This is a genomic window from Lysinibacillus sp. NPDC093210 (assembly GCF_044753985.1).
Taxonomy (GTDB): Bacteria; Bacillota; Bacilli; order Bacillales_A; family Planococcaceae; genus Lysinibacillus.
On sequence record NZ_JBIVOE010000001.1, the window covers coordinates 92,497 to 104,805 of the forward strand.

Here is a 12,309-nt window from a genome sequence, read left to right on the forward strand (position 1 = left end):
GCTAAGTGTTTGTAGAACTATCTTACGTTAAAGAAAAAGGTTAATACAACTCTTTAAGCTTAAAATAAACCATCAAAAAAGCCAGTAGCGAGCGAAACGATTCACTACTGGCTTCTCAACTTTTTACTTCGCTGTTAAAGTTACATTATCGGCAGTTGCCCAATTGTTAATTGGTAATACTTTATAAGTACCACCTGACTTTAATGTTGCGTCTTTTACATCAAAAATACCGACAGCCCCTTTACGAGATGAATAACGATATTGTGCTTGTAATTTTGAGCCATCTTCAGCCTGTAATTCTACACTGCGGCCTGCAAATAATTCCATCCCTGGGTCTTTGTCGAGCGTAACCTCGAATGAAGTTGCATCGATTGGTTCGAGCGACTTAATCGTTAAGGGTGCTATTTCAGTTGCCGAAAATGTTGGATTTTTAAGGATTGCCCAGTCAGCTGTTACCGTATATTTCGTTCCTGACTTTAATGCCTTTCCTTCAGGAAGGCGGAATTTTGGTGCCTGTCTTCCATCTGCCGCTTGTGTAAACAGTACATAATTTGCCTGTATTTTCTCACCATTATCCGCCGTCAGTGTAACGACACGATCACGTAAGGAGGAAATGACCTGATACTGCTTGCCTTTTTCGTCCTTATTTTCATCATTCACTTGGAACGAAAGGTCACCTCTAGCCTCTTTATATGCCTCAATAATATTTGAATAATCTGTTACACCTTCATCTTTAAATGATTCAATTTCAAACGTATCATTTGTAACTTGTTTCGCTTGGCTAATATTTATTAATTCATCGCTGGCATCAAAGGCTGTCGTTTCTCCATCTTTGTATCTTAATGTGTAAGTAGTTCCTGCCTTTTGAATAGTGACTGGCACTATATACGTACTTTTAGCCCCTATTTTTAATCGAGGAACATTGACGATACTTAATTCATGATTGAATGAAAAGTCTTTTTTTATTGCTTCTAAATTTTCAACTTTCACATCTTCTTCGGATAATGGTTCAGCAAACGTTACTTGTAATGTCATTATGTTTAATGGCTTTATTTCTGTAATTTGAACTGCTTCTTTCGTATCTTTTTTAGTTTCTTGTTGTGTTTGCCCTTCCTTTTGTTCCGTTTGTTTATTTAGGAAATTACACCCTGATAGCGTTAAAGTGACTGTTAAAAGAATGGGCGCGATAATACTTAATCTTTTCGTCATAATTTTGACTCTCCTTCAAGTGTTTTTTCTCGCTCTTTGTTCTTTTGCGAAATTTGCAAACTTTATCCTTCCTCAATTACCATTCTTGCCCACGCGACACTATTGTTATACGTGCAAACCCTTTTCAAATATTTCATGAGCTACGCAACAATTTCGTCTTAATTTTTTATTTAAAAGATAAAATGCTTAACAAATAAAAAAATAGTATGCTAGGAATAATCCAAGCATACTATCTATCATTTGAGTTTTAGTTCCTATCATTTACTACTGTTTGATTTTTACGCTTTATTTTCATTACTAGTTCAAGCAACACAACAATGATTAAAGAAATGCCAAATAACGGCATAATGACACCTAAAATAATCATAATGACGATAAAAGGAATCGATATTTTTTGAGATAATTGAGGTGGTGCTGACAGTAAACCTTTTTTCTTGCGCAGCAACCACGTACGGAATCCCCAGAAAATAACACCTAAAAATGCTATACAAACAACTAAGTTTAATAACTTATTTGGCCAACCAAATAAGTGACCTTCATGCAACGGAATGCCCCAAGTAAACCATTTAGCCAAAATACCGTAATCATCATAGCTAACCTTAGAAATAAATTCTCCACTGTATTGGTCAAAGTAGATTGTCGTTTCCTCATAAGGACTAACATCGAGTCCTGTTACACCTGTATTACTTGATTTTGCTACTGTAAATACACCATCATCACTTGTCGGATAAATAATAGAATATGGCTTTGTAATACCATTTGCCTCTATTTGTTGTTGTAAACTAGCGACATTAATTTGATTTGGATTTCGACTTACATTTACTGCTCCCATTCCATGATGCGCATGTTTAGAAGAAGTTGGTGCCTCTTCCTTACGTGTTGCCCACGGAATTTCACTCATATCTGAAGTAGGCGGTTGTTGTTGTAATAATGGCGTTCCAATTGACGGGTTTGCTTGTGAAGCTGAATAAATAAAATTCCCCATAAATGCCGACCAAGGTAAGCCTGTAAAAATAAGAACAATCATCGGAATTGTAATAATTGTACCGATAAGAGCATGCCATCTTCTATTGTTTTGTCGTTTATTCTCCTGTTTCGCTTTCTTTAACACTTTACCTTTAAAAGTCATATACAGACCAGATAGTAGTAAAAAGATTGCCCAACATGCAGCCAATTCGACTAAATAATTGACTACAGTTCCACCTAAAAATAAAGAGCTGTGCAAGCTTCTTAACACATTCGAAAATGTGTATGTCGGATCTTGATGACCAACGATTTGATTATTTTCATCTAAAAATAAATATCTTTGATCACCCTTGGCATTTGTCATCGTTAAACGTGTATTGTAAGGTTCTTCTAATTCAATAATTTTAGTCGTCGTATAGCTTGAAAATGCCGCTTCTGCCTGTTGAACACCTTCATCAATTGTTAATGCTTCTGTTTTTTTACTACTACCAAAGAAGTAATCGTCATATAATTGATTTTCTACATCGGTATAAAACAAATAGCCAATGCCACTTAGTGTGAGTGTGATTAGAAGTGGTGTAATAAATAATGCAGCATAAAAATGCATTCGCCAAAAACGTGAATAAGTTGCATTTTTCATCTCTTGTTCCCCAATCTATTATAATAAAAGCAAATTTATTATATAAAATAAAAGTGAAATAAGAATGAAGTCCTAAAGAAATATTGAAAAAGTCTATGTATGACTATCTGGAAATATAAAAAAGGCTACTTAACATCCCAGAAATCAGGTTGCGTTAAGTAGCCATCTGTTATTTTATCCGATTAATTCTTTTCTTACATTGCAATAAGCTGTATATATGTCTGAATGGTGCGCTTCGTCTTGCCCAAAAAAATATTCGACAAGCTCTACTAACGTTTTTCTTGCTCCATCAAACTGTTTTTGCATAATTTCATATTTAAAAAGATTTTCATAATACTCGATAACTTGTGGATTCATGTGGTACACTCCTTCATTTTTAGCATAAAAAAACATCTTTCCCTCTTTAGAAAGATGCCTACTATGACAAATACACGACATAATACGTCGATTGCCATGACGGAAAAAGCTTGCTATTACGCATAGAAGCTACCCTCTTGACGATCGTCGTACTATGAGCATGCAGAAGAAATTCTCTAGTCACACTCAACACCCCCTATCCTCGTAGGTTTTTTGGTTGTACTAGATAAAGGCAGGTCTCCTGGCTTATGTTCATCACACTTTTCACCTTCCCATTACACTAGCGTAACAGTGGTTTTTCTGAAATGTACTCCCATTTACAGTTGCGGGACAGCGTCGGAATTTCACCGATCTTCCCTTTTAAACAAATCGGTATTCCGATTTGTACCTCTATCTTATTATTCCGTTTTTATTATTATACCATAAAGATTTGTGTACATTGACACTATCCTAATAGATTACTAATATTTAAAGTAATGGCGCTATTTTTCCAATAAATCCATTTAAATGAAATATATTCACATTTCCTTTTTTCAAAAAAAAAGAGAGTGATGTCATCCTATCTTTAAATGTTAACGCTTCATTAGGTTGTATCCAGAATGCTTGCTTGCTAATTCAGCTTGAGCACCTTGAATTTCAGGTACATCATTTTTCACGTTTTTTGAAGATGGGAAGACGCTACCTTTCATTGACTGAATCAATTTGTAACAAAATCTATTTTTTTTGCAACAAAACGAAAAATTATCGTAAGTACGGAGAAGTGTTGCTACGATAAAAACAGGAAGGAGAACATATGAAATTCAACTATATTTGGAAAAACAAACAATCAACTTCTGAAATTGACATTATTAGTAATCCATCGAATAAAGAATTACTTTTGACATTTGAACAGCATTTTTCACAACCTATTAAATTAAGCGCAACAGATTTCAAGACAAATCGCCAGGTTATGATTGACCTCAATAATATCGAAGCAATTGAAGCATCTGGTCATTTTACTAAAATCTTTTTAGTAGATGGTACAGAGCTATTGCTAAATAAAATTTTAAAAGAATTAGCTTACTTGGAATCATTCAGATTGGTTAGAATCAACAATTCGATGATTTTAAATTTGAATCAAATACACTCGTTTGCTTCTGGAAGTCATGCAAGATTGGAAGTTATTACAAAACAACAACATAAATATATTGTCAGCAGACATTATGCAAAATCTATTAAGGAGAAATTGATATGATAAAAGACTTAAAAAACAGCTTTTTGTCCACTTCATTTTTGGGGTTAATTTTGATTGTCTTATTAATGACAATTTTTAATCTTCATGAAGAATTGGTCAACTTCCTTTATATGTGGAATTTAATTGGTATTAGCGTGTTAATGGGTATTGTTTTTGGTATTGCGTATCCTTACTTGTGGAACTATTCTACATTAAAAGTAACCTCAAAAATTACAATTAGTACTCTTTTAAATTTTTTCAGTGGCGTAGGAAGTGTATATCTATTTTCGGCGGAAGTAGTTGGATTTATCAAACCTTATTTGTTGCTCATTTTAGCAATAACGTTAATTGGTCATATTATCGGATTTTATTTTTTCTCAAAATATGAAAACAAAAAAATAGCGGATAGTTTAAATAGCTCGCTAGAAAATTAAGGAGACGGAAAATGAACCTCGACACTAGCTTACAAGAACTATTAAATGATATTGCACAGAAACAAAAGAAGGGTCTTCCTTTTATCATGGCCTCCCTATTTATTTGGGGCGTTATTACAACAATCACATTGCTGCCTTTAGATTTAATGATCAAAAACATTGGCATTTTATCTTGCGGTGCCTTGCTATTTCCTGTTTCAATTGTTTGTGCAAAAATATTAAAAGTTGATTTATTTTATAAAGAAAACCCTTTAATTAATGGACTTTTGATAGCAACAAACAATCAAATTTTATATTTAATTATTTGTATTCTTCTATTAATGAAAGCACCGATGTGGGTGTTACCTGTTTATGCAATTATTTACGGTGCTCATTTGTTACCATATTCATTCTTTTATCAATCAAAAAATTATCGATATAGTTCAATTTTTATTTGTCTAGCTATTTTAATAAGTATACTTTTCTTTCATTTGAATATGATTTTTGTCCCGCTCATTGTAGAAATCGGAGTGCTCTTCTTATTTTTCAAGCTGCATAAGGAAATTAAAAAGCTAGTCTAAAAAAATTAGACTAGCTTTTAATTCGAAATATACCTACAATAAATAATTATGTAATTTATCTATTAGGTGAATTCTTATCTGCTCTGGATTCACAAATAATTGTAATTAAACCAATTATAAAAAACATCTTTTTTTCGTGGTTTTTTAGAAGTTGTGCTATATTCAAAGTGTTAGGAGTGAGTTGATGAAAAAGTTTTTAACAATTACCGCAATAATTCTTGTTTTACTCGGAGCAGCTGGCTATGCTGTATGGCATTTTGGGACAAATATCGCTTCCGAAAAAATAATTGAAAAAGTAGAATCTACTTTAGATGACAAAAATCTAGAAGAAGTTAAATCTTATATCGAGAACGATTCGAAGGTTCAAGAAATTGTAAGCGAGGCAGCAACGACAAATCCGGATACTCTTCCCTTTCAAACTAAGGAAGAAGCGACACGCGTGTTAATAAAAAAAGTGGGCGTTAATCGTTTACTTGAAATTCAGGAACAAGCGCAAAACGGTTCAATTAATAAGGATGAAGTATTATCCGAAATTGAAGGTAAACTGTCTGAAGATGAAATTTCTGCTTTAAAATACGTTTTATATAAAGAATTAAATAAATAAAACTAACCATTTAAAGTTTTAAATGAAAATAGCAAAGAGGCTGAGATTCGTATATGGATTTTTAACTACGCGCCAGTCTCTCTATGTGTGGAGTGTATGTGGCACCTATGGGTTTAAATATAAAGGCTCGATTCCTATTTAATGGAATCGAGTCCTTTTTCTTATCATTCTTCTACCGTTAATTATTAAACTACAGCGCACAATAGTTGAAGACTATTATTAAAGAAGAAGCATCTAGTTGCCTTCAAAAGTTAAAACACAAAACATCAACTGTAGGAAGCATACTATTTATTACGTTTTATGTGTTCCCGTGCCGTATTAAAGGAAAATTAGAGGAACATCACTGATTTCGAGGGAGTTTTTTTGTCACATACTTAAGATTACAAGTCTAACGGCTTGCCACCAGTCACCCCATAAATCTGACCAGTGATATAACTTCCTTCATCGGAGGCCAGAAGAACATACACCGGCGCAAGCTCTACTGGCTGTCCCGCACGGCCGAGAGGCGTATTTTGGCCAAAAACAGGAATTTCACCTTCCAACTTTCCATTATCCAACTGCAATGGCGTCCAAATCGGGCCTGGCGCGACACCATTGACACGTACTCCCTTAGAAGCAAAGTACGAAGACAGGGATACCATAAAGTTGCTTATCGCACCTTTTGTAGCGGCATAATCCATTAAGGATGAGGACGGATCGAAAGATTGAACCGATGTAGTGGTGATAATCGCACTTCCTGGTTCCAGGTGTTTTTCGGCAGCTTTTACGGTCTCAAACATGCTAATGACGTTTACTTTGAAAGTGTCATGCACTTGTTTGATTGTTAAGTCACTTAAGGATGGCTGGGCGATTTGTTGCGCAGCATTCAATACTAGCAGGTCCAATCCGCCAAAAGCTTCCACTGTTTTTGTAACAATCTCTGTCGCTGTGCAATCTTTCCGCAAGTCATACGGTAACAGTAATGCTTTTCTGCCGGCTTTTTCAATTAATTCTTTGACCTCGTTGGCATCTTCCTCTTCACCAGGGAAGAATTGGATGGCCACATTTGCTCCTTCGCGTGCATAAGCAATGGCGACGGCACGGCCAATCCCGGAATCGCCTCCGGTAATCAAGGCATTGCGCCCTTCCAGGCGATTGTATCCTTTATATGATTCTTCTCCACAGTCAGGTTTGGGGCTCATTTCATTCTGTAGTGCTGGAGTGTCCTGTTCTTGATCAGGGAATTTTTCCGTATGAAATTTCTTACGTGGATCGGTTAGATGTGGGTTTCCCATCAAAAATCATCTCCTATTTTGATTAATTATTAAATCGTAAAGATAAAAAAGTATCGCAAGGCTTTTTCGAGCTTGCACTATCTATATCCTGTTACATGTTTATGAATACCCTATGATTATTTACTTTAAACAGCTTCAGACCTATTACCTACATCTAACTCACCTATTAATAAGAGCTACTTGTGATTCACGCTATTCCCAAACTCTATAAATATCTCCATTACTATACAATTAATCATAAATATCCAATGTTTTTTTAAGAACTTATTCGACTTTATGACCCTTTAATGAAAACGAGCGCTGATCTTTGTAATCGCGCTCGTTGTTGAATATCAAGTTTGTGATTTCTACCTATAGCTTGCTAACCTGTCTCCATTTAAATATAAAACAACTGTTCCATGACTTAAAAGAAAGCACTTAGTTATTAATTATATTAATAATTTTCTGTTGAGCATCTTTTGCTTCAGGGATTGGCATAACAACAAACACATGAATCATTTGAGGATAAACAAAGGTATTGATTTCAATTCCTTGTTCTGTTAGTTTTTCATCAAGTTTCATAGCATCTGGATATAAAGCTTCGTGTGTTCCAATAAAATGAGTAATCTTCCCAAGTCCTTTAAAGTCACCATAAATTGGACTAATCAATGGGTCAGTTACACTTTTATCAGCTGCCCATATCTTTGTAATTTCTTCCATTCCTTCACGAGCTAACAGAGGATCCTTTTCATCATATTCAGGTATAAGAGGATTGCTCAAACTCATATCAACACATGCAGATAATAAAATAATATCTTTCGGTTGAGGCAGATCTTCCATCTTTAAAAGATGGGCCAGACCAAGTGAGATATTTCCGCCAGCCGAATCTCCCATGATAGTCAATTGATTGATACTTTCAACAGTTCCAAGAATTTCTTTATATAGGTTTAGGATTTTCGGATAGGTATCCTTATAGTTAAAATAAGGGACTTTAGGATAAATAGGAGCAATAATTTTCGCATCTAAAGATTGCGCCATATTATCCATAAACAACCAGTGTAAATCTAAAGGTTGACTCGTCCAAGCACCACCATGTATATAAAGAATAACTTTTTGTTTCGACGACTTTTGGTCATTTATTGTGAAGACTTGCATGCCCTCGAAAGTCAACTCCTGAATATCACTTAAAAATTTAACATCTTCCCCAATAACATAGGGCTTAGTATTTTCAGTTCCCCTTTGCTTAAGGAAGCTTTTGGTGTTTTCAATACTAGCAAAACTCTTTTTATTACCTTGGGAAGTGATCCATTTTTCAAATTGAATACTTTCTTCAGAACGTTCTCCATTATAAATTTCTACACTCATTTTAATTTCTCTCCTTTAAACTTTTTATTGTGTTCATCCTATTTCATCGAAATGATTTGAGATAACCATGTATTTCTTTAGCTGAAGTCTTTGTTGGATCGAAGGTCTTGTGTAGATGGTATTCAATTAAACGGCCTATTAGTTGAAATGTCATTGCCCATCTAGTCAAAGCAATTGTATCACACCTTTTTTTCTAATTATTGGACTTTATTACAAATTATCAGACTTTATTACATTTGATTAATCTTTATTTAAAATCTACAGAAATACCTATAAAAAATAACGTTCCCAATGAAAATTTTGACGCATATGAAAAGCCACGAATGTTGTACCATCAACGTTTCGTGGCTTTCCTTGGGAACATTAATTATACATGTTTTTATGCACATTCTTCAAATGTCAGTCATAGCATTGCTTTATTTGTACTTGAAACATTGTTGCACTATCGACGGTTATGCATATTTCTTAATGTTGTAAGACCGCATTTTTTGACGATACCCCTACTAAAAGTTTTAGTATATAGACTAAACTTAAACCCTTTTCCATAAAGGCTTTAAGTGCCATTTAGTATATATAACCTATAATAAATTAAGTCTCCCTATGTTTTCATTTCTATTATTTTTCTGTTTGTTCTTGCTTCTTTTTCAAATACTCCGCACGTATTTTTTCAATTTGCTGCTTTTTATCAAATTTGGCAGGTTTGTTTTTTTCATGATACTTTGTCACAGCTACCTTACCTTTAGTATCCAATTGATATTTCCCCACTTTGTTCACCTACTTTTCTAATCCTTAAAGAAGAATCTATTCAACAAATATACTATACCTTATTTTACTGACATAAACCTTATTAAGTACCGATAACCTTGCATATATAAAGAAATATTTTATTTTCAATCATAATACTAATAAATTCAGAAAAAATAAAATAACATTTTTTTACTTGATTTTAGCGAAAATATCAAAAATAATTATCAAAAATTTTAATTTCACCTTAATCAATTTCCAAAATATTATTATTTTTTTAATTCCGAAATACTAGGTTTCATAATACTTTTCATTAAATATTTCACATTAAATTCATTGTTTTAAATAAAACAACTATTTTAGTTTTTGATATAAACATGTAACAAGACTATCTTGTCCTAAATACAGACAAAATCCCCTAAGAATTTTCGCCTCTCAGGGGATGTTATTTTTTAGCTTACGCTTGTAATGAAAAGAGCGTTTTCTCTTATTCTAGATAATCAATATGTTGATTGCTGTACTTGTTGTCGTAATGTTTTGGCAGCAGCAACCATATGAGCGAGCGCTGCAACTGTTTCAGGTTCTTTTCTCGTTTTTAGACCACAATCTGGGTTGATCCAAAATTGATTTGTCGATAATACTTGTAGGCTATCCTGCATGATACTTAACATCTCTTTTTCGCTCGGCACCCGAGGACTATGAATATCGTAAACACCTAATCCAATCCCTTTTTCATATGGGTTTATTAGCAGTGATGCAATTAGCTCTCCATGACTGCGTGACGTCTCTATAGAAATAACGTCAGCATCCAATGCACTAATTGGTTCAATAAAATCATTGAACTCACAGTAACACATATGTGTATGAATTTGTGTTTCATCCTTTACACTAGCCGTAGCGAGCTTAAAAGCATTCACTGTCCAATCCAAATATGCGCCCCAATTTTCTTTACGTAGAGGCAAGCCTTCACGTAATGCAGGTTCATCGACTTGAATAATAGCAATGCCAGCCGCTTCTAGTGCCTCAACCTCTTTCCTTAGTGCAAGTGCAATTTGATAGGTTACATCTTTTCTTGCGATATCGTCACGTACAAATGACCAGTTTAAAATCGTAACTGGACCTGTTAACATTCCTTTCACATATCGATTTGTTAAACTTTGTGCATAGGCAGTTTCTTTCACTGTCATCGGTGCTTCCCATGCAACATCACCGTAAATAATCGGTGGTTTCACACAACGAGAGCCGTACGAAACGACCCAAGCTTTTTCTGTAAATGCGAAGCCTGATAGTTTTTCACCAAAGTATTCCACCATATCCGTACGCTCGAATTCACCATGCACTAGTACATCAATATCTAAATCTTCTTGTATCGCAATCCACCGTTTCGTTTCTTGTGCGACAAAGTCAGCATATGCTTCATCTGCAAGCTGTTTTTTACGCCATGCGTTACGTGTGCGCTTCACTTCATCAGATTGAGGGAAACTACCAATCGTAGTCGTTGGGAATAATGGTAGCTGCAGTGACTGTTGTTGAATAATCTGACGCGCATTAAAATCATTTTGACGTTCAAAATCCTCTGTCGACACCGTTTGTACTTCTTGTTGAACTGCCTGATTATTTCGTACGGGATGTTTTTTTAATGCTTCAATTGCTTTCATGCTCTCAGAGATAGTATGGTTTGACGTATGATTTTTTTCTTTTAAATATTTAGCCACCTCTGATATTTCTGCTAATTTTTCATCAGCAAATGCAAGCGCATTTTTTAAGACAGGCTCTAATTTTGTTTCAAGTGCGGTCGAAATCGGCACATGCTGTAAGCTACATGACGATTGAACCCACAGCTCCTGTGCACTAGTCAGCTGTTCAATTGCCCTAACTGTTGTACTTACCTCTGCTAAATTTGCCCTCCAAATATCTCGCCCATTAACAATACCTACTGCCAATACTTTATCATGTGGAAAGCCGAATTGACGTAGCGCCTCCATATTTTTCGTATAGCCATGAACAAAATCCAAGCCAAATCCTTGTACAGGGAGTTCAATTAGTGTGTTATAAGCGGATAACGATTCAAAATAGGTTTGTAACATAATATTAGCCTCTGGTATAGCGGCTGCTAATTGTGTATATATTTCTTGCACAAGTTTGACCTCTGCCTCATCTAATGATGTGACTAATGCAGGCTCCTCTAATTGAACCCAGTCAGCACCGGCTGATACGAGTTCTTGGATAACCTGCGCATACAGTGGTAGTATTGCTAAAATAAACGCAACTTGTGATACTTTATCGTAACCTTTTGTTAGCTTGCAAAATGTATATGGCCCGATTAGCGTTGGCTTCGCAGTAATGCCATATACTTCTTTAATCTCAAGGAAATCTGCAAGTATTTTATTGTCTGTTAGTTGCAGAACTTGTCCTTCATATTCAGGTACAATGTAATGATAATTTGTATTAAACCATTTTGTCATTTCACTAGCAACAGCTTCTTTATTTCCACGCGCTACCGCGTAATACGTTTGTAAATCTACCTTTCCACCCTGCCAGCCGAAGCGCTTTGGCACTAAGCCAAACATCATCGCTGTATCAAGCATTCTGTCATACAGTGTGAAATCCCCAACAGTGACAATATCTATACCGCTACGAAGCTGCTTGTCGATGCGTGCAAGACGAATTTCTTTCATTTTTTGTAAGAAATCTTCTTCTGTAAGTTCATTTCTCCAAAATGCCTCTAATGCCTTTTTCCATTCACGGTCATCCCCTATGTATGGGTAGCCAATTACAGTCGTTGTATACGTCATATTACTTCTCTCCTCTGATTTAAAATAAAAAAAACCATTTTCCTTTTCAGGAAAATGGTAGTTATTGTATATCTAAATTAGCTATGACGAGGCGATACGATAATATATTAATTATCGTATATATTCGTTAGTCGCACAGTGCCGATTCGGTCACATCTCACCACCTATT

General features: G+C 34.9%; 11 protein-coding genes and 1 riboswitch. Of the genes, 4 read left to right on the forward strand and 7 right to left on the reverse strand.

Features of this window, described 5'->3' with window-relative positions; translation table 11 throughout:
* Positions 1–123 precede the first annotated feature (123 nt).
* From ACIP9C_RS00450 to ACIP9C_RS00460, 3 genes are all read right to left on the reverse strand, one after another.
* On the reverse strand, positions 124–1,209 hold the full coding sequence (locus tag ACIP9C_RS00450; protein WP_401007583.1) for a hypothetical protein: 1,086 nt from the start codon (positions 1,207–1,209) through the stop codon (positions 124–126).
* Positions 1,210–1,456: 247 nt separating this feature from the next.
* Positions 1,457–2,815 (reverse strand): PepSY-associated TM helix domain-containing protein, encoded by a 1,359-nt coding sequence (locus ACIP9C_RS00455; RefSeq protein ID WP_401007585.1) that lies wholly within the window; start codon positions 2,813–2,815, stop codon positions 1,457–1,459.
* Between the two features lie 174 nt (positions 2,816–2,989).
* Positions 2,990–3,172: a hypothetical protein gene (locus ACIP9C_RS00460; RefSeq protein ID WP_401007587.1), complete on the reverse strand. Its 183-nt coding sequence runs from the start codon at positions 3,170–3,172 to the stop codon at positions 2,990–2,992.
* 214 nt (positions 3,173–3,386) lie between these two features.
* A riboswitch (cobalamin riboswitch) is annotated at positions 3,387–3,579 on the reverse strand.
* A gap of 386 nt (positions 3,580–3,965) precedes the next feature.
* On the opposite strand from ACIP9C_RS00460, the gene ACIP9C_RS00465 reads away from it, so the two are divergent.
* The 4 genes from ACIP9C_RS00465 (at position 3,966) to ACIP9C_RS00480 (ending at position 5,983) form a co-directional block, all read left to right on the forward strand.
* Positions 3,966–4,406, forward strand: coding sequence for a LytTR family DNA-binding domain-containing protein (locus ACIP9C_RS00465; RefSeq protein WP_401007589.1), 441 nt, complete (start codon positions 3,966–3,968; stop codon positions 4,404–4,406).
* Complete coding sequence (locus ACIP9C_RS00470) at positions 4,403–4,819, forward strand: hypothetical protein (protein WP_401007591.1); 417 nt, start codon at positions 4,403–4,405, stop codon at positions 4,817–4,819. Before ACIP9C_RS00465 ends, ACIP9C_RS00470 begins: the two co-directional genes overlap by 4 nt.
* Before the next feature lie 11 nt (positions 4,820–4,830).
* Positions 4,831–5,379 carry a DUF7010 family protein gene (locus tag ACIP9C_RS00475; RefSeq protein ID WP_401007593.1) on the forward strand — a complete coding sequence of 183 codons (549 nt, stop codon included), beginning with the start codon at positions 4,831–4,833 and terminating at the stop codon, positions 5,377–5,379.
* 184 nt (positions 5,380–5,563) lie between these two features.
* Complete coding sequence (locus ACIP9C_RS00480; RefSeq protein WP_401007595.1) at positions 5,564–5,983, forward strand: hypothetical protein; 420 nt, start codon at positions 5,564–5,566, stop codon at positions 5,981–5,983.
* Positions 5,984–6,363: 380 nt separating this feature from the next.
* Here ACIP9C_RS00480 and ACIP9C_RS00485 read toward each other — a convergent pair whose 3' ends face one another.
* The 4 genes from ACIP9C_RS00485 to metE form a co-directional block, all read right to left on the reverse strand.
* Positions 6,364–7,257, reverse strand: coding sequence for an SDR family oxidoreductase (locus tag ACIP9C_RS00485; RefSeq protein ID WP_401007598.1), 894 nt, complete (start codon positions 7,255–7,257; stop codon positions 6,364–6,366).
* Positions 7,258–7,674: 417 nt separating this feature from the next.
* Positions 7,675–8,601, reverse strand: coding sequence for an alpha/beta hydrolase fold domain-containing protein (locus ACIP9C_RS00490; protein WP_401007600.1), 927 nt, complete (start codon positions 8,599–8,601; stop codon positions 7,675–7,677).
* A 615-nt stretch (positions 8,602–9,216) separates the two neighbouring features.
* Positions 9,217–9,366, reverse strand: coding sequence for a hypothetical protein (locus tag ACIP9C_RS00495; RefSeq protein ID WP_401007602.1), 150 nt, complete (start codon positions 9,364–9,366; stop codon positions 9,217–9,219).
* A gap of 479 nt (positions 9,367–9,845) precedes the next feature.
* Entirely contained in the window at positions 9,846–12,140 is a 2,295-nt protein-coding gene (gene metE, locus ACIP9C_RS00500; protein ID WP_401007604.1) for a 5-methyltetrahydropteroyltriglutamate--homocysteine S-methyltransferase, read from the reverse strand.
* Between the last annotated feature and the right edge of the window lie 169 nt (positions 12,141–12,309).

Bases quoted from the DNA above. Each gene is read 5' to 3' on its own strand.
- ACIP9C_RS00450 (WP_401007583.1), bottom strand. From the start codon at position 1,209: ATGACGAAAAGATTAAGTATTATCGCGCCCATTCTTTTAACAGTCACT.
- ACIP9C_RS00455 (WP_401007585.1), bottom strand. From the start codon at position 2,815: ATGAAAAATGCAACTTATTCACGTTTTTGGCGAATGCATTTTTATGCT.
- ACIP9C_RS00460 (WP_401007587.1), bottom strand. From the start codon at position 3,172: ATGAATCCACAAGTTATCGAGTATTATGAAAATCTTTTTAAATATGAA.
- ACIP9C_RS00465 (WP_401007589.1), top strand. From the start codon at position 3,966: ATGAAATTCAACTATATTTGGAAAAACAAACAATCAACTTCTGAAATT.
- ACIP9C_RS00470 (WP_401007591.1), top strand. From the start codon at position 4,403: ATGATAAAAGACTTAAAAAACAGCTTTTTGTCCACTTCATTTTTGGGG.
- ACIP9C_RS00475 (WP_401007593.1), top strand. From the start codon at position 4,831: ATGAACCTCGACACTAGCTTACAAGAACTATTAAATGATATTGCACAG.
- ACIP9C_RS00480 (WP_401007595.1), top strand. From the start codon at position 5,564: ATGAAAAAGTTTTTAACAATTACCGCAATAATTCTTGTTTTACTCGGA.
- ACIP9C_RS00485 (WP_401007598.1), bottom strand. From the start codon at position 7,257: ATGGGAAACCCACATCTAACCGATCCACGTAAGAAATTTCATACGGAA.
- ACIP9C_RS00490 (WP_401007600.1), bottom strand. From the start codon at position 8,601: ATGAGTGTAGAAATTTATAATGGAGAACGTTCTGAAGAAAGTATTCAA.
- metE (WP_401007604.1), bottom strand. From the start codon at position 12,140: ATGACGTATACAACGACTGTAATTGGCTACCCATACATAGGGGATGAC.